Raw genomic sequence first — 19,458 nt, forward strand, 5'->3', positions numbered from 1 at the left:
GCCTATTCCGCCGCTTCAATGAGAGGGACCGGAGCAAAATCTTCCGGAAAATGCGTCATGGCGCTCATGACAGGATAGGGCGTGAACCCGCCGAGCRCGCAGAGCGAGCCGAACTTCATCGTATTGCAGAGATCGGCGAGCAGTTCCCGGTTCTTCTCGGGCTCTATGCCCTGGGCAATCTTGTCCGCCGTTTCGACGCCGCGCGTCGAGCCTATGCGGCAGGGCGTGCACTTGCCGCAGCTTTCCACCGCGCAGAACTCCATGGCGAAGCGCGCCTGTTTCAACATATCGGCGGTATCGTCGAAAACGACGAGGCCGGCATGGCCGATCAATCCGTCCTTGGCCGCAAAAGCTTCGTAGTCGAATGGCGTGTCGAAGAGAGCCCGCGGGAAATAGGCACCAAGCGGCCCGCCCACCTGCACCGCCTTCACCGGCCGTCCCGATGCCGTACCACCGCCGATCTTCTCGACGATATCGCCGAGAGACAGGCCGAAGGCGGTTTCATAGAGCCCGCCATATTTCACATTACCGGCAATCTGCAGCGGAATGGTGCCGCGCGACCGGCCCATGCCGAAATCGCGATAGAAGGCCGCCCCCTTGTCCATGATCACGGGCACGGATGCGAGCGAGATCACGTTGTTGATGACGGTCGGACAGTTGAACAATCCCTTATGGGCCGGCAGCGGCGGCTTGGCGCGCACGATGCCCCGTTTGCCTTCCAGGCTGTTGAGCAGCGCCGTTTCCTCGCCGCACACATAGGCGCCTGCACCGGTGCGGATCTCCATGTCGAAGGTCTTGCCGGAGCCGAGCACCGAAGCGCCCAGAATGCCGGCCTTGCGGGCAATCTCCACCGCCTCCGTCATCGTGGCGATCGCATGCGGATATTCCGAGCGCGTATAGACGAAGCCTTTCGTGGCTCCCGTCGCAAGCCCGGCAATTGCCATGCCTTCGATGAGCACGAAAGGATCGCCTTCCATGATCATCCGGTCGGCGAAGGTGCCGCTGTCGCCCTCATCTGCATTGCAAACGATATATTTGCGAGAACCGGCCGCATCGAGCACCGTCTTCCATTTGATGCCGGTCGGAAAGCCCGCGCCGCCACGACCACGAAGACCGGAATCGGTCACTTCCTTGACGACATCGGCAGGCTGCATCGAAATGGCGCGGCGAAGGCCGGCAAGCCCGCCATGGGCCTCATAATCGTCAAGCGAAAGCGGATCGGTAATGCCGCAGCGGGCAAAGGTGAGACGGGTCTGGCCTTTCAGGAACGGGAGGTCCTCGACCTCCCCCAGACAGAGCGCATGCATCCCGCCTTCCATCAACCCCGCATCAAAGAGATCGGCGACATCCTTCGTCCTGACCGGCCCATAGCCGATCCGTTTCCCGAAAACCTCGACCTCAACCAGTGGCTCGAGCCAGAACATTCCGCGCGAGCCGTTGCGCACGACTGTCGCATCAAGGCCGCGGGCGACGATCTCCTGGGCAATCGCCGTTGCCACCTTCTCGGCCCCGAGCGAGAGCGCTGCGGCATCGCGCGGAACATAAATCTTCACAGTCATCGACGTGCCTCCGCAACGAGCTCAGCGGCCAGTTCGCCATCGACCCGGCCATGCACTTCGCCATCCAGCATGGCGGCTGGCGCACAGGCACAGAGGCCAAGACAGTAGACCGGCTCAAGCGTGACGCTGCCGTCGAGTGTCGTCTGATGAAAATCGATGCCGAGCAGGGTTTTGATACGCTCGGCCAGTGCATCGCCGCCCATCGACTGGCAAGCCTCGGCGCGACAGAGTTTCAGCACGTGCCGGCCGGCAGGATGATCGCGGTAATCATGATAGAAAGTGACAACGCCGTGGACCTCGGCGCGGGAAAGGTTGAGCTCCTCGGAGATAACCGGCAAGGCTTCCTGCGGCACGTATCCGAACTGCTCCTGGATTTCATGCAGAATAGGAAGGAGTGGTCCTTCGAGGGATCGAAGATCGTCAACGATCGAGCGGATACGTCCGGTGATATCGCCCTGAGCGACACGTATGTTCATCAGCAGCTCTCCCTTACGACCTGCGAATTCCTTGAAAACCGCAAAACTCCCCATGTCATTGCGAATTCTGTCGAACTGTCTCAGGGAAGCTGGTCGCAATCAATAAAGCAGTCTCGTTGATTGATAGCTTTTTTCTATCAAAATTCGGCGTCTTCAACGAGTGTTCTTGCTTCGTGCAACAAGGCGGAGACGAGCGGCGTAAAAGGTTCTCGAAAAGGAGCGACAAGGCCAACAAGATGGTGCGCCTCCGGCTCGGTGATCGGAATCATCCGGATCTCCACAGGAAACCCGAATGATTTCGCGACGTTATGCGGCATGATGCTCGCCCAGCGGCCGGTCCGCACATGTGAAAAAAGCACAATCATCGAGTTTGATTCGAGCGTCGGATGGACTGTCGCGCCTGCTTCGGCCAGATGTCGGTTGATGATACGCCGGTTTTGCATGTCAGCCGTCAATAGGCAAAGCCGAAGATCTCCCACTTCACGCCACGTCACACTCTCGCGATCCGAGAGCGGGCTGCCGGCGGCAGTGATGAGATTGTAGCGTTCCGCATAGAGCGGCACCGAGGTGACGCGTCCGAGCGGCTCGTTTTCCAGATAGGTGATGCCGGCATCGATCTCGAGATTTTCGAGCATGCTCAGCACCTGCAGTGAATTGCGCGAGACGATGGAGAAGGTGACGTCGGGATGCCGTTCCTGGAAGGGCGTCGTGATTCGCGACAGCATGGCGAGCGCGGTCGGAATGGAAGCCAGGCGCAGATGGCCGGAGAGACCCGTGCGGGCGGCGCGCATTTCCTCGCGCATGGTACGCGTGTCACCGACAATGCGCCGGGCCCATTCGAGCACGCGCTGGCCCTCGGGCGTCAACCCTTGAAAGCGGGAGCCGCGCTGCACCAGCATGACCCCCAGCTGATCTTCAAGCTGGCGAATGGCGGCCGAGAGCGTGGGCTGGGAAACGCCGCATTCCTCTGCCGCACGACCGAAATGTTTCTCGTTGGCGAGTGCGATGAAGAATTCCAGCTTGTCGATCATCCGGCCTCCTGCCGAATTCGGGATGAGGCCTATCTTTGCGACTTGAAGGCCGCTTCGCAAGAGCCGCGGCTTCAGACCTTTTCAACAACCGGGAAGAGACTGAACAGTGATTCGAGGAAAGCCAGAACGCTTTCATTTCCCATGCTGTAATAGACGAGCCGTCCTTCACGACGCGTGTTGACGAGGCCTTCGAGCCTCAGTCGCGCAAGCTGCTGAGACACCATAGCCTGCTGTATACCAAGGATATCCTCGATCTCGCCAACCGTTTTTTCCCCTTCCGAAAGGATACAGAGGATGAGCAACCGGGTCTGATGGGCTAGCGCCTTCAGGAGATCACTCGCCTCGTGGGCTTTATCAGCAAGCTTCTGCAAGTCCTGGCTGGTCATGCCCAGCTTCGGTTTAGGCAATGGCATTTGCTTCTCGGAAGGAGGTAATAGGGTAGATCAGTACAATATCATATTCGCAGAAGCGAATTGGTCAAAAGTCGTCAAATACCAAAAAAAGTCCAACCAAATCAGCAGATAAGCTGGCCGCCATTGATCTCCAGAACCTGACCGGTGATGTAGCCGGACAACGATGGCGCGGCCAGGAAGAGATAGGCCGGGGCGCAATCTTCCGACGTTCCGAGCCGCTGCAGCGGGATCGACTTGCGTGTCTGTTCCAGTTTTTCGCGGGATGAATAGCGTGCATGGAAATCGGTATCGATCGTACCGGGCGAGACGCAGTTGACCCTTATATCGTCAGGCGCGAGCTCGCGGGCAAGCGCCTTCGAATAGGTCGCGACGAAGGCCTTTGATGCGGAATAGATCGCCGAACCGGGACTACCGCCCGTTATCGCGGAAATCGAGACCGTGTTGACGATGGCGGCACCCTGCGCGGCCCGGAGCGCGGGAAGCAGGGCCCGGGTGAGCTCCACCACCGACGTCTGGTTGAGGCGCACGACGGTCTCATAATCGGCATCGGTCAGTTCACCGGCGGGAAAACGCCCATGCATCGTGCCGGCATTGTTGACCAGCACATGCACCTTGTCGAAGAAATCGAGCGCCTCTTGCGCAAACTTCGCAGCCCCGCCCTGCTGCAGGAAATCCGCCGGCAAAAGCAGGGCCCGGCGTTCCGATTCGGCAGTCAGCAGAAAATCCGGCAGTTCGCGCTCCCCGTCGCGCCCGGTATGGACAAGCACGCGCGCACCGCAATCCAGAAACTGTCGGGCAACTTCGAGGCCGATACCGCGGCCGGCACCCGTCACGACGACATTGCGGTTTTCGAATAACTTGGGATGAAACACGAAGTTCTCCTCATTTGCGGGCCGGTCCGCCGCTTGCGCTATCACGCCTAACATATGCGGGCATCAGCCAAAAGAAAGTTCGAAGATCTAGGCACCCGGGTCGAGCAGCCGCGCACCGGCGCCCTGTCTGCCAAGTACATCGAAGGGATTGCGCAGCGGGCAGGCGTCGATAGAGAGGCAACCGCAGCCGATGCAGCTCGTCAGATGATCGCGTAACAGGCTGAGCTGCCTGATGCGGATATCGAGATTGTCCTTCCAGAGCCTTGATAACCTCTGCCAGTCCTCGACTGTCGGCGTACGGCTCTGCGGCAGGGTTTCGAACGCAGTCTGAATTTCAGAGAGCGGAATGCCAACGCGTTGCGCCACCTTGATGATGCCGAGACGCCGCAGCACGTCGCGGCCGTAGCGCCGCTGGTTGCCGCGGGTGCGAATGCTGAAGATCAGCCCTTTCGCTTCGTAGAAATGCAGGGCGGAAACCGCAAGTCCGCTGCGCTCTGCCACCTCGCCCACCGTCAGAAGTTTGCTCAAGGAGAATCCCGGATTCTGCTGCATGACCCATTGACCTCAATATTAGTTTAGGTTTTATAGACTGCGCTCCCGAGGCCGTAAAGCCGAGATAAGAAGGAGCAATGCATGCACAAACCCATGAGGCTTGCCGTCATCTATGGCAGCACGCGCGAGGGACGCATCTGCGACAGGGTGGTGAAGTGGCTCGAAAGAGAGCTGGCCCGCTTTCCGCAATTCGAGATCGACATCATCGACCCGCTGGCATTTTCACTGCCGCGAGAGCATTTACCGCATCATCCGGAGGCAAGGCGGCTTGCGGACAGGCTTCATCAGGCCGATGGTTTCATCCTCGTCACCCCGGAATACAACCACAGCTTCACCGCTTCCCTGAAATTCCTCATCGATCTCTTCGCCGAACCCTGGCACGGAAAGCCGATCGCCTTCGTCTGTTATGGCGGCATATCCGGCGGATTGCGGGCAGTCGAACAACTTCGCCTCGTTTTTGCGGAGCTTCACGCCGTCACGATCTGCGATGCCGTGAGTTTCAATTCCCCCTGGCGCCGTTTCGACAATGAGGGCCGGCTGCAGGATCCGCAGGAAGCTCTGCGCAGGCTTTCCCGAATGATGTCCCAGCTGCAATGGTGGACTGAGGCCCTGGTCGCCGCCCGCAGCGACACGCCCTATGCCGGCGTCGCCGCCTGAGACAAAGACATCCGGCTCCGTCTCTGGCAGGTACGGACCGGCTGGACACCCGGACAGGACCTCCGTCCGGGTGTTTCCCCTCGGGCACCTTACAAAGTGCGCCTGAACTGCACGCGCCTCTTGGCGACCGCATAGCCGGGTAGGAATTTTACGGTTGCGGTACCGCAGGCCGGGTGATAGCTTCCGCCACAATTTCACGGGGGAGCTCCGAATTGCCGGGGCTGAGATGTGAGGCGCATGCCTCCGGACCCTTTAAAGCTGATCTGGGTAATGCCAGCGGAGCGAGGTCCAATTGTTTTCCGGCGCACAAGTGTCTCTATATCCGATGTCCGGCAATTTCGTCGGCATCATCCTTGACGCGATCAAGGCTCTCGAGCCCTATCGCGATCATCTTCGCATCGAAACCGATGATATTTCCACGCTGATGGTCGGCCCGCCCGACGTGCTGTTTGCCGCCATGCGCGACCTCTTCGTCTCGGCTGCCGCAAGTGGCGAGCATTGCGTATTGTCCGCCGCGATCTCGCGCGGCTGCCCCGGCGAACCGGATGATGCAATCTGCGGCGCCGGCCTGTCCTCAAGCCGCTCCGAGCCGCTCGCCGAGCGCGTGGAGGCCGCGATCGCAGCAGTCAGGGATACGACCGAGACTGGTCAACCAACGGCGGCCCAATTTTCTCTCTATGTCATGGGAACTGGCACCCATATGGACGAGATTTACGGCTGCATCGATTTCCTGAAGCGCTCGGGCACATTCGACCGCTCGAAGAATTTCTGCACCAAGCTGCGCGGCGACGCCGGCGCGATCTTCGCGACCATCCATGAAGCTTTCTATCGCTTTGGCGATCCCGAAGGTCACGTGACACTGGATATCACGGTCTCCGCGAACAGCCCGAGCAAAGCCTGAGACGCCTGACGGCATGACCCTATCGAAACCGGATTCGACATTTGCGCCACTGAGGCGGGCCTTGCCCGCCATTCTCGCCATGCTTGCCTTCCTGGCTGTCTGGGAGCTCTATGTCGATCTCTCCGGCATCAAGCCCTCGATCCTGCCCTCACCTTCGCGTATCCTTACACAGGGCTGGCTGAACAGGCAGGCGCTGCTCGACAACACCTGGCCGACGCTCGGCGCGACGCTCGGCGGTTTTGCTTTGTCGCTCGTCTTCGCCTTCGCCTCGTCGGTACTGATGGATTTCGTGCCATTCATGCGCCGTGCGCTGCTGCCGCTCTTCATCGTCAGCCAGACATTGCCGCTGGTCGCGATCGCTCCCCTCGTCGTACTCTGGTTCGGTTTCGGGCTGCTGCCGAAGCTTCTGCTCGTCGCTCTCGTTACCTTCTTTCCGCTGCTGGTCGCCCTGCTTCAGGGCTATGAAGCGACGGACCGGGATATTGCCGAGCTTCTGAGTTCCATGAAGGCAAGTCGCTGGCGCATCTTCTGCCTGGCACGGCTCCCTTCCGCCATGCCTTTCTTCTTTGCCGGCCTGCGTATTTCGATCACCTATGCCGTGGTCGGCGCCATCTTCTCCGAATATGCAGGCGCCGCGCGCGGCCTCGGGATCTATATCCTCAACGCCAAGAACAATTTCCGGCCCGACCTCGTCCTCGCCGCCGTCGTCGTCAGCGCTCTTCTGACCCTTTGCCTCTTCGGCCTCACCCTGGCGGTGCAGCGTTTCGTCATGCCCTGGCAATCCGCTGCGGAGAAACGCCGATGAACGCGATGCTCGAGCTGAAGAATGTGTCGAAATCCCTCGACGGCATGGAAGTGCTGAAGGACATTTCTCTTCATATCGCCAGAGGTGAATTCGTCTCGATCGTCGGCCCATCCGGCTCCGGCAAGTCGACGATCCTGCGGCTGCTGACACAGGCGCTGCAGGCCGACAAGGGAGAGATTGTCTTCGACGGCATCCAGCTCTCGCAGGCCGCGCATGCATTCGCCTTCATGCCCCAGCGCGATGCGCTGATGCCGTGGCGAAGCGTCATCGACAACGCGATCCTCGGCCTCGAAGTGCACGGCATGCCCCGCAGCCAAGCGCGCGCCGTGGCCGCCCCGCTCTTTGAACGCTTCGGACTTGCCGGCTTCGAAAATCACTATCCCGCGGCCCTTTCGGGCGGCATGCGCCAGCGTGCGGCCCTGCTGCGCACGGTGATCCAGCGGCAGGACATGCTGCTGCTCGACGAGCCTTTCGGGGCACTCGATGCGCTAACCCGCACCCAGATGCAGGAATGGCTGCAGGGCATGTGGACCGGTCATCGATGGACGGCCCTGCTGATTACCCATGACGTACGGGAAGCCGTCTTCCTGTCCGATCGTATCTATGTGCTGTCCGCCCGTCCGGCTGCCGTGATCAGGGAGTTCAAGGTGCCGCTCGCAAGACCGCGGACGCTTGCAGATCTCGGCTCCCCGGCCGCTCAGGCGATCGAAACTGAAATTCTTCAAACATTGCTGCATCCGCAAAGAACCTGAGGAGGTCCTGATGCTTCTCACCCGCCGACAGACCCTTTTTGCCGCCATGGCCGCAAGCCTTGCCGGCCGCACCGCCTTCGCGCAATCCTCCCCAAAGGTGCGTATCGCGCTCGACTGGACACCGAACACCAACCATATCGGCATCTATGTCGCCAAGGCGAAGGGCTTCTATGAGGCCGCCGGCATCGATGTCGAGATCCTGCCCTATGCCGATACGAGTGCCGGCACGTTGGTCGCAAATGGTGTTGCCGATTTCGGGATTTGCGGAGAGATCGAGACCTTTACCCAGCGCGCCGCGGGCGCCGATGTGAAACTCGTCTATGCCGTCGTGCAGACGGAAACCGGCAGGTTGATCTTCAAGGGCGGCCGCAACGATATCAAGAGTCCGAAAGATCTTGATGGCAAGACCTATGGCGGCTTTGGCGGCGCATGGGAGGAGGCACTCGTCTCTGCGATGATCCGCAACGACGGCGGCAAGGGCACCTTCCAGAATGTCACGCTCGGCACCTCGGCCTATGAGGCGCTCGACAACGGCGCGGTGGACTTTACACTGGAAATCTACACCTGGGAGGGTATTGCCGCCCAGCTGGAGAACCGGCAGGTCGGACGCTGGCGCTATAGCGACCATGGAATTCCCGACGAACAGACGACCGCAATCGCTTCCAGCGATGCCTATCTTTCGGCCAATCCGAAAAATGCCCGCGCCTTTGTCCAGGCAACACTCAAAGGTTATGCCTATTCGGTCGACAATCAGGACGAGGCCTGTGATCTCCTGATTGCCGGCAGCAACGGCGCGCTGCTGAATACCGATCTGGTCAAGGCATCGCAAAAGGCCCTGGTCGAAGGTCGTTTCCTAAAGGGTGACAACGGCGCGATCGGCATCATCGATGCGGCCAAGGCCGAAGCGATCGGCACGTTCCTATTCGACCATGGCATCCTGCTCGATGCCAATGGTGAGGCGCTGAAGGAAAAGCCCGACTTTTCCGCCTATTACACGAACGATCTGCTTGGCTGAGATGACCCCGCCCTTGCCGGCAGCAGCTTTCCGCTGCAAAGTCCGGCGAGGAGCGAGGGAGTGACATGCAGCAGCAGGACCGGGTAGCCGGAGCAGATTTCTTGCGTGCAACCGCTTGCCTGCTTGTCCTCATCCACCACCTTGTTCTGCGCATCGACCTTAACAAGACCGAAGGGTTTCAGCCGGCGCTGACCGCCCTGCGCTTCGGCAATTTCGGCGTCGCAATCTTCTTTATCCTCAGCGGCTTTCTGCTGGCCTTGCCGTTCTGGCATTCCCTTGATGCCGGTTATGCAATACCTGACCTGCGCACCTATGTGCTGCGTCGAGCGGCCCGCGTCGTGCCCGGCTATTGGGTAGCTTTGACCGCAGGTTTTATCCTCAGCATCACATTGCTTGGGCATGCGCTGACACCGGAACTCGTCATGCGTTATGTGAGCGGTCTCCTGTTCATGAGCCAGTGGCACTGGCGCACCTTCTTTCCTGTCGAAGGCAACGGCCCGCTCTGGTCCATATCCTTCGAAGTAACGAGCTATGTGCTGCTGCCGCTTGGTTTCCTTTGGCTTTTCGCTATCCCGGAAAAACGCCGCACTCCGCTGATCACGCGCCTTGCCTGGCTCGTCATCATTGCTGTGGCGCTGCTTGCCCACGAGACTTTCCGCACGCTTGTTCCTCCCAATGAGATTGATCGTGGCTGGCAATATGGCATGCAGGGCGGCGCAAAGGAGTGGATGCCAAACTACAATCCCTTCGGTTTCTTCGCGATTTTTGCGCTCGGTGCGCTCGCGGCAGGCCTTCACACGATACTGCCGCGAAAGCGTCAGATCCTGTTCGACATCATTGCCTTCGCCTGCCTGGTCATCGCCGGCCTCCAGCTGCCGCTTTCGACGGGAGGCCCGTGGGAAGCCTATGGATGGCTCGGCATCCCTTACGTCTTTCCGCTGTTCCCACTCATGACCGCGGTTGCGCTCGTTGCCCTCTCGCGCTCCACCCTGCTTGCGGCGTTGCTCGACAACGCCTTCGTGCGCTTCACGGCAACCGTCTCTTTCGGCATCTACATCTGGCAGGACATCGTACTGACCACGATGCAGACGATCTCACCGGCCATATTCGGGATCGGTAAGGACAACCCCCTGCGCGATTGGCTTATTGGTTGTGCCCTTGCGACGACGATTGTCTTTCTTCTCGCAAGCCTCAGTTATTTCGCTCTCGAGCGGCAGGCAATACGACGCGCCGCACGCATAACGCGCAAGAATTAAGCCTTTACGCAATATAGTTAATTCCTAACCAGCCAAAAATATCAGGGACATATTTCGAAATACTCCCAAATTTGGCTCAATTAGGGTAAGGAAAACATTAAAGAAGCGGGTGACAAACCGACCCGGTCCATGTATTTGTGCCAGCGCGACGCACTATTCCAGTATTTCCACGGACGTTGCTTAATGAACGTGTTTACTTCAAATAAGCTTCAAGACACGGCTTTCTCAGTAAAGACAGTGAAGATGAAGGCTCCCGACGCAGCGAATTCCAATATTCGCCAGCCGGAAAGCTTTGCCTCATTGGATGGCGGAGGCTGGCTTCAGCTTGGCTTGAAGAGAGCTTTCGACATTTTCGGCGCAACGAGCGCGCTCATCATCCTGTTCCCCGTCCTTCTGACGATCGCCCTCCTCATTGTGATCGACGATGGCGGGCCTGTGTTTTTCCGGCAGATTCGTTGGGGGCGGAAGGGCAGCAAGATCACTGTCTACAAGTTCCGCTCCATGCGGGCGGATCTCTGCGATCCCACCGGCGTCGAACAAACCGTCAAGGGTGATCGGCGCGTGACGCGGATCGGCGCCTTCTTGCGCAAGACCAATATCGATGAACTGCCCCAGCTTCTCAACGTCATTAAGGGCGATATGTCGCTCGTCGGTCCCCGTTGCCACGCCATCAACATGCGCGCGGCCGGTATGCTCTACGAGGAACTGGTGCCTGAATATCATTACCGCCATCTGATGCGGCCAGGTATTACCGGCCTTGCCCAGACGCGCGGCTGGCGCGGTCCGACGGAACGCCCGACGGAGGCACGCGCCCGCATCGCCAGCGATATCTATTACATCAGGAATTTCAGCCTCTGGCTGGATATGAAGATCCTGCTTGGCACGCTGCTCTCCGAGCTGCGCGGCGGCACCGGTTTCTGAGATACCGAGTTTCCACAGACCAGATCGATCAGGCGGGCGGCGAAACACCGCCTTTTGTTTTTGCAGCACGCTGCAGCATAAATGCATCTTGTTTCCGGATAAAAAAAGCGGCCTTGAAGGCCGCTTTCTTGTTCAATCCAGAATGTCTACCTGAACCGATCAGTCCTGACCGACCATACCCTGCAGACGGGTCATTTCCATGATGAAATGCTCAAGCTTGGACTTGTGCTCATGATGCACGACATCCTCAAGTTCCTGCTTCGCAGCTTCGATGCGGCGGGTCAGTTCGTCCTTGTTGAGTTCCTCCACCGGAAGGGCAGATTCAGCAAGGAGCGTGCATCCCGTCGGCAGGATGTCGGCAAAACYGCCGAACACAACGTAATCCTGCTTCGAGCCTGAAGAAGAACGAACACTCACGATGCCCGGCTTGATGGTCGTCATCGTCGGGGCATGGTGGGCCATGACCGTCATCTCACCTTCAGTGGCGGGAATGACGACCTCAGTCACCATCTCCGACAGCAGCAGGCGCTCCGGCGAAACGAGCTCAAAGTTGAAATTGTCAGCCATCAGTGACTTACCTTCTCGGCTATGGCCTTTGCATCTTGCAATTTGGTCCCGCAGAACGGGCAGTGCATCATCGCATGATCGAGATAACCGAGACCTTCCTCGGTCTGAGCCAGTCCGACAACCATCATCATCACGCCATTATCGGCCCGGTAGATGGTCGGCGCGGCCGGTTCAGGAAGCTCTGCCACGACACTTTTGAGCGTGTCGCAGCAGAATATCTCGTCCTGAGCGTCGCTCATCAAGCGGCAGCGAGCTTTTTGGCCTTCTCGATGGCTTCTTCGATCGAGCCAACCATGTAGAAAGCAGCCTCGGGCAGGTGGTCGTAATCGCCGTTGACGAGGCCCCTGAAGCCCTTGATCGTGTCTTCGAGAGCAACCAGCTTGCCCGGCGAACCGGTGAAGACTTCGGCAACGAAGAACGGCTGCGACAGGAAGCGTTCGATCTTGCGGGCGCGGGCAACAGCGATCTTGTCCTCTTCGGACAGTTCGTCCATGCCCAGGATGGCGATGATGTCCTGTAGGGCCTTGTAGCGCTGCAGGGTCGACTGAACCTTACGGGCAATTTCGTAATGTTCGTCGCCGACGACCAGCGGATCGAGCATGCGCGAGGTGGAGTCGAGCGGATCGACGGCCGGATAGATACCCTTTTCAGCGATCGAGCGCGACAGAACCGTGGTTGCGTCCAAGTGGGCGAACGAGGTTGCCGGCGCCGGGTCGGTCAAGTCGTCGGCCGGAACGTAAATGGCCTGAACCGAGGTGATCGAGCCCGTCGTCGTCGTGGTGATGCGTTCCTGCATCTGCCCCATGTCGGTTGCGAGCGTCGGCTGATAGCCCACAGCAGAAGGGATACGGCCGAGCAGAGCCGACACTTCCGAGCCAGCCTGCGTGAAGCGGAAGATGTTGTCGACGAAGAACAGAACGTCCTGACCCTGGTCGCGGAAGTGTTCAGCAACCGTCAGACCGGTCAGAGCGACGCGAGCGCGGGCGCCCGGCGGTTCGTTCATCTGGCCGTAAACGAGCGCAGCCTTCGAGCCTTCGCCGCCGCCATGCTTATTGACGCCCGATTCGATCATTTCGTGGTAGAGGTCGTTGCCTTCGCGGGTACGTTCACCCACGCCAGCGAAGACCGAGTAACCACCGTGCGCCTTGGCGACGTTGTTGATCAGTTCCATGATGAGAACGGTCTTGCCGACGCCTGCGCCGCCGAACAGGCCGATCTTGCCGCCCTTTGCATAGGGAGCAAGAAGATCGACCACCTTGATGCCGGTGACGAGGATCTGCGCTTCCGTGGACTGCTCGACATAAGCCGGAGCGTCCTGATGGATGGCGCGCTTGTGAGCGGTGTTCAGCGGACCAGCTTCGTCGACCGGCTCGCCGATGACGTTCATGATACGGCCGAGCGTTTCGTTGCCAACCGGAACCGAGATCGGAGCGCCGGTATCGGTAACCTGCTGGCCGCGAACGAGACCTTCGGACGAGTCCATCGCAATGGTACGAACTTCGTTTTCGCCGAGGTGCTGAGCAACTTCGAGAACCAGACGGTTGCCGTTATTGTCGGTTTCCAACGCGTTCAGGATCTTCGGCAGTTCGCCTTCGAAAGCAACGTCGACGACGGCGCCGATAACCTGTGTGACTCTGCCGACAGAGCCGGTCTTGGGGGTAGCTGCCTCAGCCATTTTCTGACCCTCTTTTCCTAACCTCAGAGCGCTTCCGCGCCCGAAATGATTTCAATCAGTTCCTTGGTGATCTGAGCCTGACGCTGACGGTTGTAGCTCAACGTCAGCTTGTTGATCATCTCACCAGCATTGCGCGTCGCATTGTCCATCGCGCTCATCTTGGCGCCCATTTCACCCGCGACGTTCTCGAGGAGAGCGCGGAAGATTTGGACCGAGATGTTGCGCGGGATCAGCTCGTCGAGGATCGACGCCGGATCCGGCTCGTATTCATAAACGGCACCAGCATGCTCTTCATCTACGGCAACGGCTTCCGGAGCCTTGGCCGGGATGAGCTGCTGTGCGGTCGGAACCTGGCTGATGACCGACTTGAACTCGGAGTAGAACAGCGTGCAGACGTCAAACTCGCCGGCTTCGAACATCTCGATGATGCGCTTGCCGATCTGGTCGGCATTCTCGAAACCGATCTTCTTGACTTCGCGCAGTTCCTTGCGCTCGACGATCAACGACGCGAATTCGCGACGCAGGATGTCATAGCCCTTCTTGCCGACGGTGAGAATCTTCACCGTCTTGCCTTCGGCGACCAGCTTGCGAACGTGATCGCGAGCAAAGCGCGCAATCTGCGAATTGAAGCCCCCGCACAGGCCGCGTTCGGCCGTGCAGACGACGAGCAGATGCACCTGGTCCTTGCCGGTGCCGGTCATCAGAACCGGGGCACCGTCCGCATCGGTAACGGCCTTGGCAATATTCGCCAGGACCGCATTCATACGCTGCGAGTAAGGCCGGGCGGCCTCGGCCGCCTCCTGCGCACGCCGAAGCTTCGCCGCGGCGACCATTTTCATCGCCTTGGTGATCTTCTGCGTCGCCTTGACGGAGGCGATCCGGTTTTTCAGATCCTTAAGTGAAGGCATCCGTTATCCGTCCTAACCTAGGGCCCGTTACTGGAAAGACTTGGCGAAGCTGTCGAGAGCAGCAGTGAGCTTGCCCTTCGTCGCGTCGCTGATAGCCTTTTCCGTGCGGATCGCATCGAGGATGGCAGAGCCTTCCGAACGCAGATAGGACAACAGGCCCTGTTCGAACTTGCCGACCTGAGCGACCGGCAGCTTGTCGAGGTAACCGTTGACGCCCGCGAAGATCACGGCGACCTGCTCTTCCGTCTTCAGCGGCGAGAACTGCGGCTGCTTCAGGAGTTCGGTCAGGCGTGCGCCGCGGTTCAGCAGACGCTGCGTAGCAGCGTCAAGGTCCGAACCGAACTGGGCGAAGGCAGCCATTTCACGATACTGGGCGAGTTCACCCTTGATCGAGCCGGCAACCTGCTTCATGGCCTTGATCTGAGCCGAGGAACCGACGCGGGAAACCGACAGACCGACGTTAACGGCCGGACGGATACCCTGATAGAAGAGGTCGGTTTCAAGGAAGATCTGGCCGTCGGTGATCGAGATCACATTGGTCGGAATGAAGGCCGAAACGTCGTTACCCTGCGTCTCGATGACAGGAAGAGCGGTCAGCGAGCCGGCGCCCTGGTCGTCGTTCATCTTCGCAGCGCGCTCGAGCAGACGCGAGTGCAGGTAGAAAACGTCGCCCGGATAGGCTTCGCGGCCCGGCGGGCGGCGCAGCAGCAGCGACATCTGGCGGTAGGAAACGGCCTGCTTGGACAGGTCGTCGTAACCGATCAGCGCGTGCATGCCGTTGTCACGGAAATATTCGCCCATGGCGCAGCCGGCAAACGGTGCCAGATACTGCATCGGAGCCGGATCGGAAGCCGTCGCGGCAACGATGATCGAATACTTCAGCGCGCCGCGCTCTTCGAGCACCTTGACGAACTGCGCGACGGTCGAACGCTTCTGACCGATGGCCACGTAAACGCAGTAAAGCTTCTCACCTTCCGGACCGCTCTCGTGAATGGCCTTCTGGTTGAGGAAGGCATCGAGCAGGATCGCGGTCTTGCCGGTCTGGCGGTCGCCGATGACGAGTTCGCGCTGGCCGCGGCCAACCGGGATGAGGGCGTCGATGGCCTTGAGGCCGGTCGACATCGGCTCATGAACCGACTTGCGCGGAATGATGCCCGGAGCCTTGATGTCGACGCGCGAACGGCGGGTCGCATTGATCGGGCCCTTGCCGTCGATCGGGTTGCCGAGAGCGTCGACAACACGGCCGAGCAGTTCCGGACCGACCGGAACGTCAACGATCGCGCCAGTGCGCTTGACGGTGTCGCCTTCCTTGATGTCGCGGTCGGCGCCGAAAATAACGACACCGACATTGTCGGATTCAAGGTTGAGCGCCATGCCGCGGATGCCGCCGGGGAACTCGACCATTTCACCAGCCTGAACATTGTCCAGGCCGTAAACGCGAGCGATGCCGTCACCAACGGAGAGAACCTGACCGACTTCCGAGACTTCTGCCTCTTTGCCGAAGTTCTTGATCTGGTCTTTAAGAATTGCGGAAATTTCCGCAGCGCGGATATCCATCAGCCGACCTCTTTCAATGCAAGCTTAAGGGTAGAGAGTTTGGTACGAAGAGACGTGTCAATCTGACGGGACCCGACCTTGACGATCAGACCACCAAGAATTGACGGATCAACCGTGACAGCAATCGCCACGTCTTTGCCGGTGACGCCCTTGAGCGCCGCCTTCAATTCATTTTCCTGCTCTGCCGAGAGAGCATGGGCCGAAGTGACTTCGGCAGAAATTTCGCCACGCTGGTTGGCAGCAATGATGCGGAAGGCCTTGATCATGCCCGGCAGGGCAAACAGGCGGCGGTTACGCGCCACGACCTTCAGGAAATTGGCAAAGAAGCCCGAGATGCCAGCTTTTTCGCTAAGAGCGACGATCGCCTTGAGCTGATCTTCTGCGGAAAAGACCGGGCTCAGCACAAAGCGCTTCAGGTCTTCGCTTTCGTCCAGCATAACCTGGAAACGGTCGAGATCAGCGGTAACGCTATCGACCGCGCCTTCTTCGAGCGCCAGCTCGAAAAGCGACGAGGCATAGCGCTCGGCAACACCAGAAGTAAGCTGGGACGTGTCTGCCACGGGCACAAATTTCCCTGATTTCAATTCAAAATCCGACTTCCGACGGGCGCCGAGTCTATGATCTTGAATTCGTTTTGATTTCCCCCAGAAATCGCAAGAGAAGCCTCTTGCTTCTTCCGAAATTCGGGGTCCGTCTAACATAGGATATCGGGACTCGCAACACGCGTAACGCCCGAATACGTGTTTCGCATGATTTTCTGTCAGCAAAATTACTGAAACGTCCTGAAGTGGCCCGCGAAACGCTATAATTTCGGCTTTGGATCAGCCCTGCAGGAAGCCGAATACGTGTAGCAACGGCAATGCGGCCACGGCCGCCTGCACAACCAGAAGTAAATAGTTGAGGAGCGTGCTCCCCTTATCTGACAGGATGGAAATAATGCGCGCGAAAGCCGCCATTGCGAAGGCCGCTCCGAGCGCCAGATAGGTCCAGTCCTGCGCCAGCATGATTGCGGCAACGCCGAGGCCGAGATAGAGGCCGCCCATAGACCGCATCTCGCCGAAGCCCTCGCGCCGTTCGCCGCGCGGTGCGAGCCCGAAAGCCCGCATGGCAAGACCGGGCGCGAACATGATGACGAAGCCGGCAAGTGCAGTGAAAGCCGCGGCACCAAAGGCAAGCTGTTCGCTAAATTCCGTCGGGAAGTAGAATTCCATGCCGCGCCCCTAATCGCCAGTTGATTCGGCGTTTATGCCATGATCGACGGCATCCGGAAACGCTGAGACTGTAACGATCTACAGGAAGCTCTGTGGATCGATGTCAAGCTGCACCTGAATCGAACCTCGCTCCTTCGGTGATTGCGACAGCATTGCCCGCAGATAGGCCTGCATGTCCGAGTTCCGGCGCCCATGGATCAGCAGCCGGAAACGATGGCGTCCGCGCACCAGCGCCAACGGCGCCTCTGCTGGGCCGAGAACGGAAATGCCCGCAACCTGCGGCGCGGCATTGCGCATGCCGCGCGCATGGTTTTCCGCATCGTGCCGCGTATCGGCTGAAACGATGATGGAGGCGAGCCTGCCGAAGGGCGGAAGGATTGCGCGCTCGCGCTCGCTGATCTCGCGTTCGTAAAAGGCTCGCGCGTCGCCGGAGACGATGGCCTGCATGACCGGATGTTGCGGCTGATAGGTCTGAAGCAGCCCATGGCTCTTGAGGCCGGTTCGCCCGGCGCGTCCAGTGACCTGCGAAAGAAGCTGGAAAGTCCGCTCCGCAGCACGCGGATCGCCGTTGGCGAGGCCAAGATCCGAATCGACGATGCCAACCAGTGTCATCAGCGGAAAGTTATGGCCCTTTGCAACAAGCTGCGTGCCGATGACGATATCCGCCTCGCCCTTGGCGATGGCGTCGAGTTCCAGCCTCAGCCGTTTCACCCCGCCCATGATGTCGGACGAGAGCACGATGGTGCGCGCATCCGGAAAATGTCGTTCTACTTCTTCAGCGATACGTTCCACGCCGGGACCACAGGCGACGAGATGGTCGAGCGTTCCGCATTCCGGGCAGGCTTCGGGTGTCGGTTCGGAATAACCGCACTGATGGCATTGAAGCTGCCGACGGAACCGGTGCTCCACCAGCCAGCTCGAACATTGCGGGCACTGGAAACGATGGCCGCAGACACGGCAGAGCGTCAGCGGCGCATAACCGCGGCGATTGAGAAAGAGCAGCGCCTGCTCGCCCTTCTCCACCGTCTTGCCGATCGCCCGGATCAGAACCGGCGACAGGAATCCGCCGCGCTCCGGCGCATGGCGCCGCATGTCGACAAGATGCAGGTCGGGCAGTGCGGCATCGCCGAAACGCGTCGGCAGATGGATCGTGCTGTAGCGTCCGCTCTGGCCGTTGACCTGGCTTTCGACCGAGGGCGTCGCCGAAACGAGTACCAGTGGAAAATCGCCGATCCGCGCCCGCACGACCGCCATGTCTCGCGCATTGTAATAGACGCGGTCTTCCTGCTTGTAGGCAGGATCGTGCTCTTCATCGACGATGATGAGGCCGAGATCCTCGAAAGGCAGAAACAGCGCCGAGCGCGCACCGGCCACGACCCGCACCTCGCCTGTCACCGCCTGCCGCCAGACCTTTTCACGCATACGCGGTGCAAGATCGGAATGCCACTCGGCCGGTTTCGCACCGAACCGATCCTGGAAACGTTCGAGAAAGCTGGCAGTAAGCGCGATTTCCGGCAGCAGGATCAGCACCTGTTTGCCCCGCCTCAGCGTCTCCGCAATCGCTTCGAAATAGACTTCCGTCTTTCCGGAACCCGTTACGCCATCGATCAGCGATACCGCAAATTCCCCCTTGCGCACTTCGTCCAGGATTTCGTTGGCCGCCTCCTTCTGCGGCCCCTCGAGGCGGGAGCCGATAAAATCCGGATCGGGGGTGGCAACGACAGGTGGCGGCGGCAGGAAGATGGTCTCGAAAATGCCCTGCGCAATCAGTCCATCGACGACGCTGGTGGATACACCGGCAGCATGCGCAAGGCCGATGCGTGTCCAGGATAGCCCGTCCGCAGCGGTATCGAGCACGCGGGCGCGCGCTGACGTCATCCGCTCCGGCTCGCCGCCGACGAAGCGCAATCCTTCCACCATCGGCTCCGGCTCGAAGGCATTCGGCGCCCTCAGCGCCATGCGCGCCACAAGTCCCGGCGGCGAAAGCGTATAGGCGGCCACCCAGTCGATGAAATCCCGCATCTCCTTGTTGAGTGGCGGGCAATCGAAGACATGGGTGATGGGTCGGAGCTTCTTCGGATCGACGCCGTCTTCACCGCCATCCCAAACGACGCCGATCACCTGGCGCGGGCCAAGCGGCACCTGCACGACCGAGCCGGGCTCGACCGCCATGCCATCGGGCACCGAGTAGGAATAGGGCCTTGGCGCCGGCATCGGCACCAGTACCGGAACCGTGCGGTTCACGGGCGAGGCCTCGAAAAGCGCGCCAAAGAGATCGGACGAATCTGTGCTCATCGCGGCAGACCATGCCCGCAACGGCCGAAAAATGG

At 59.7% G+C, this 19,458-nt stretch carries 21 protein-coding genes and 1 riboswitch; of the genes, 7 read left to right on the plus strand and 14 right to left on the minus strand.

The window, feature by feature from the left end; all coding sequences use genetic code 11:
* Positions 1–2: 2 nt before the first annotated feature.
* From AC1DF8_RS07810 to soxR, 6 genes are all read right to left on the minus strand, one after another.
* Positions 3–1,559: a formate dehydrogenase beta subunit gene (locus AC1DF8_RS07810; RefSeq protein ID WP_477995606.1), complete on the minus strand. Its 1,557-nt coding sequence runs from the start codon at positions 1,557–1,559 to the stop codon at positions 3–5.
* Entirely contained in the window at positions 1,556–2,035 is a 480-nt protein-coding gene (locus AC1DF8_RS07815) for a formate dehydrogenase subunit gamma (protein WP_112545705.1), read from the minus strand. Before AC1DF8_RS07815 ends, AC1DF8_RS07810 begins: the two co-directional genes overlap by 4 nt.
* Before the next feature lie 137 nt (positions 2,036–2,172).
* Positions 2,173–3,066 (minus strand): LysR family transcriptional regulator, encoded by an 894-nt coding sequence (locus tag AC1DF8_RS07820; protein ID WP_112545582.1) that lies wholly within the window; start codon positions 3,064–3,066, stop codon positions 2,173–2,175.
* A 71-nt stretch (positions 3,067–3,137) separates the two neighbouring features.
* Complete coding sequence (locus tag AC1DF8_RS07825) at positions 3,138–3,479, minus strand: ArsR/SmtB family transcription factor (RefSeq protein WP_112545583.1); 342 nt, start codon at positions 3,477–3,479, stop codon at positions 3,138–3,140.
* A 101-nt stretch (positions 3,480–3,580) separates the two neighbouring features.
* A complete protein-coding gene (locus tag AC1DF8_RS07830; RefSeq protein ID WP_112970843.1) occupies positions 3,581–4,351 on the minus strand; it encodes an SDR family oxidoreductase in 771 nt (256 codons plus the stop codon).
* Between the two features lie 87 nt (positions 4,352–4,438).
* Entirely contained in the window at positions 4,439–4,903 is a 465-nt protein-coding gene (soxR, locus tag AC1DF8_RS07835; RefSeq protein ID WP_477995609.1) for a redox-sensitive transcriptional activator SoxR, read from the minus strand.
* Positions 4,904–4,984: 81 nt separating this feature from the next.
* Between soxR and AC1DF8_RS07840 the strand changes: the two genes are divergently transcribed.
* From AC1DF8_RS07840 to AC1DF8_RS07870, 7 genes are all read left to right on the plus strand, one after another.
* Complete coding sequence (locus tag AC1DF8_RS07840) at positions 4,985–5,560, plus strand: NADPH-dependent FMN reductase (protein ID WP_112970842.1); 576 nt, start codon at positions 4,985–4,987, stop codon at positions 5,558–5,560.
* Positions 5,561–5,748: 188 nt separating this feature from the next.
* Positions 5,749–5,862: riboswitch (TPP riboswitch) on the plus strand.
* On the plus strand, positions 5,853–6,461 hold the full coding sequence (locus AC1DF8_RS07845) for a YkoF family thiamine/hydroxymethylpyrimidine-binding protein (RefSeq protein ID WP_112970841.1): 609 nt from the start codon (positions 5,853–5,855) through the stop codon (positions 6,459–6,461). It overlaps the preceding riboswitch by 10 nt.
* Positions 6,462–6,474: 13 nt before the next feature.
* Positions 6,475–7,266, plus strand: a complete 792-nt coding sequence (locus AC1DF8_RS07850; RefSeq protein ID WP_477995611.1) for an ABC transporter permease — start codon at positions 6,475–6,477, stop codon at positions 7,264–7,266.
* Positions 7,263–8,018 (plus strand): ABC transporter ATP-binding protein, encoded by a 756-nt coding sequence (locus AC1DF8_RS07855; RefSeq protein WP_477995613.1) that lies wholly within the window; start codon positions 7,263–7,265, stop codon positions 8,016–8,018. The genes AC1DF8_RS07850 and AC1DF8_RS07855 overlap by 4 nt, the downstream gene beginning before the upstream one ends.
* Before the next feature lie 7 nt (positions 8,019–8,025).
* The gene (locus AC1DF8_RS07860; RefSeq protein ID WP_113204431.1) at positions 8,026–9,033 is read left to right on the plus strand and encodes an ABC transporter substrate-binding protein; all 1,008 of its coding nucleotides are present in this window, start codon (positions 8,026–8,028) and stop codon (positions 9,031–9,033) included.
* A 65-nt stretch (positions 9,034–9,098) separates the two neighbouring features.
* A complete protein-coding gene (locus tag AC1DF8_RS07865) occupies positions 9,099–10,289 on the plus strand; it encodes an acyltransferase family protein (protein WP_477995615.1) in 1,191 nt (396 codons plus the stop codon).
* A 183-nt stretch (positions 10,290–10,472) separates the two neighbouring features.
* The gene (locus AC1DF8_RS07870; RefSeq protein WP_477995617.1) at positions 10,473–11,210 is read left to right on the plus strand and encodes a sugar transferase; all 738 of its coding nucleotides are present in this window, start codon (positions 10,473–10,475) and stop codon (positions 11,208–11,210) included.
* A 159-nt stretch (positions 11,211–11,369) separates the two neighbouring features.
* Here the strand turns inward: AC1DF8_RS07870 and AC1DF8_RS07875 are convergent, their stop codons facing one another.
* From AC1DF8_RS07875 to AC1DF8_RS07910, 8 genes are all read right to left on the minus strand, one after another.
* On the minus strand, positions 11,370–11,777 hold the full coding sequence (locus tag AC1DF8_RS07875) for a F0F1 ATP synthase subunit epsilon (protein WP_477995619.1): 408 nt from the start codon (positions 11,775–11,777) through the stop codon (positions 11,370–11,372).
* Positions 11,777–12,016: a hypothetical protein gene (locus AC1DF8_RS07880; RefSeq protein WP_112545592.1), complete on the minus strand. Its 240-nt coding sequence runs from the start codon at positions 12,014–12,016 to the stop codon at positions 11,777–11,779. The genes AC1DF8_RS07875 and AC1DF8_RS07880 overlap by 1 nt, the downstream gene beginning before the upstream one ends.
* On the minus strand, positions 12,016–13,452 hold the full coding sequence (gene atpD / locus AC1DF8_RS07885; protein ID WP_112545593.1) for a F0F1 ATP synthase subunit beta: 1,437 nt from the start codon (positions 13,450–13,452) through the stop codon (positions 12,016–12,018). Before atpD ends, AC1DF8_RS07880 begins: the two co-directional genes overlap by 1 nt.
* A gap of 23 nt (positions 13,453–13,475) precedes the next feature.
* Positions 13,476–14,360, minus strand: coding sequence for a F0F1 ATP synthase subunit gamma (locus AC1DF8_RS07890; RefSeq protein ID WP_112545594.1), 885 nt, complete (start codon positions 14,358–14,360; stop codon positions 13,476–13,478).
* 27 nt (positions 14,361–14,387) lie between these two features.
* The gene (atpA, locus tag AC1DF8_RS07895) at positions 14,388–15,917 is read right to left on the minus strand and encodes a F0F1 ATP synthase subunit alpha (RefSeq protein ID WP_112545595.1); all 1,530 of its coding nucleotides are present in this window, start codon (positions 15,915–15,917) and stop codon (positions 14,388–14,390) included.
* Positions 15,917–16,483, minus strand: a complete 567-nt coding sequence (locus AC1DF8_RS07900; protein WP_113013275.1) for a F0F1 ATP synthase subunit delta — start codon at positions 16,481–16,483, stop codon at positions 15,917–15,919. The genes atpA and AC1DF8_RS07900 overlap by 1 nt, the downstream gene beginning before the upstream one ends.
* Before the next feature lie 255 nt (positions 16,484–16,738).
* Positions 16,739–17,128: an AGROH133_08824 family phage infection protein gene (locus AC1DF8_RS07905; RefSeq protein WP_112970837.1), complete on the minus strand. Its 390-nt coding sequence runs from the start codon at positions 17,126–17,128 to the stop codon at positions 16,739–16,741.
* 78 nt (positions 17,129–17,206) lie between these two features.
* Positions 17,207–19,423 carry a primosomal protein N' gene (locus tag AC1DF8_RS07910; protein WP_477995622.1) on the minus strand — a complete coding sequence of 739 codons (2,217 nt, stop codon included), beginning with the start codon at positions 19,421–19,423 and terminating at the stop codon, positions 17,207–17,209.
* Positions 19,424–19,458 lie beyond the last annotated feature (35 nt).

The organism is Rhizobium sp. 05N49 (assembly GCF_056396805.1).

Excerpts from the sequence above, each read along its gene's own strand:
- AC1DF8_RS07815 (WP_112545705.1), bottom strand. The coding sequence starts at position 2,035 with ATGAACATACGTGTCGCTCAGGGCGATATCACCGGACGTATCCGCTCG.
- AC1DF8_RS07820 (WP_112545582.1), bottom strand. The coding sequence starts at position 3,066 with ATGATCGACAAGCTGGAATTCTTCATCGCACTCGCCAACGAGAAACAT.
- AC1DF8_RS07825 (WP_112545583.1), bottom strand. The coding sequence starts at position 3,479 with ATGCCATTGCCTAAACCGAAGCTGGGCATGACCAGCCAGGACTTGCAG.
- soxR (WP_477995609.1), bottom strand. The coding sequence starts at position 4,903 with ATGCAGCAGAATCCGGGATTCTCCTTGAGCAAACTTCTGACGGTGGGC.
- AC1DF8_RS07840 (WP_112970842.1), top strand. The coding sequence starts at position 4,985 with ATGCACAAACCCATGAGGCTTGCCGTCATCTATGGCAGCACGCGCGAG.
- AC1DF8_RS07850 (WP_477995611.1), top strand. The coding sequence starts at position 6,475 with ATGACCCTATCGAAACCGGATTCGACATTTGCGCCACTGAGGCGGGCC.
- AC1DF8_RS07855 (WP_477995613.1), top strand. The coding sequence starts at position 7,263 with ATGAACGCGATGCTCGAGCTGAAGAATGTGTCGAAATCCCTCGACGGC.
- AC1DF8_RS07865 (WP_477995615.1), top strand. The coding sequence starts at position 9,099 with ATGCAGCAGCAGGACCGGGTAGCCGGAGCAGATTTCTTGCGTGCAACC.
- AC1DF8_RS07870 (WP_477995617.1), top strand. The coding sequence starts at position 10,473 with ATGAACGTGTTTACTTCAAATAAGCTTCAAGACACGGCTTTCTCAGTA.
- AC1DF8_RS07880 (WP_112545592.1), bottom strand. The coding sequence starts at position 12,016 with ATGAGCGACGCTCAGGACGAGATATTCTGCTGCGACACGCTCAAAAGT.
- atpD (WP_112545593.1), bottom strand. The coding sequence starts at position 13,452 with ATGGCTGAGGCAGCTACCCCCAAGACCGGCTCTGTCGGCAGAGTCACA.
- AC1DF8_RS07890 (WP_112545594.1), bottom strand. The coding sequence starts at position 14,360 with ATGCCTTCACTTAAGGATCTGAAAAACCGGATCGCCTCCGTCAAGGCG.
- atpA (WP_112545595.1), bottom strand. The coding sequence starts at position 15,917 with ATGGATATCCGCGCTGCGGAAATTTCCGCAATTCTTAAAGACCAGATC.
- AC1DF8_RS07905 (WP_112970837.1), bottom strand. The coding sequence starts at position 17,128 with ATGGAATTCTACTTCCCGACGGAATTTAGCGAACAGCTTGCCTTTGGT.
- AC1DF8_RS07910 (WP_477995622.1), bottom strand. The coding sequence starts at position 19,423 with ATGAGCACAGATTCGTCCGATCTCTTTGGCGCGCTTTTCGAGGCCTCG.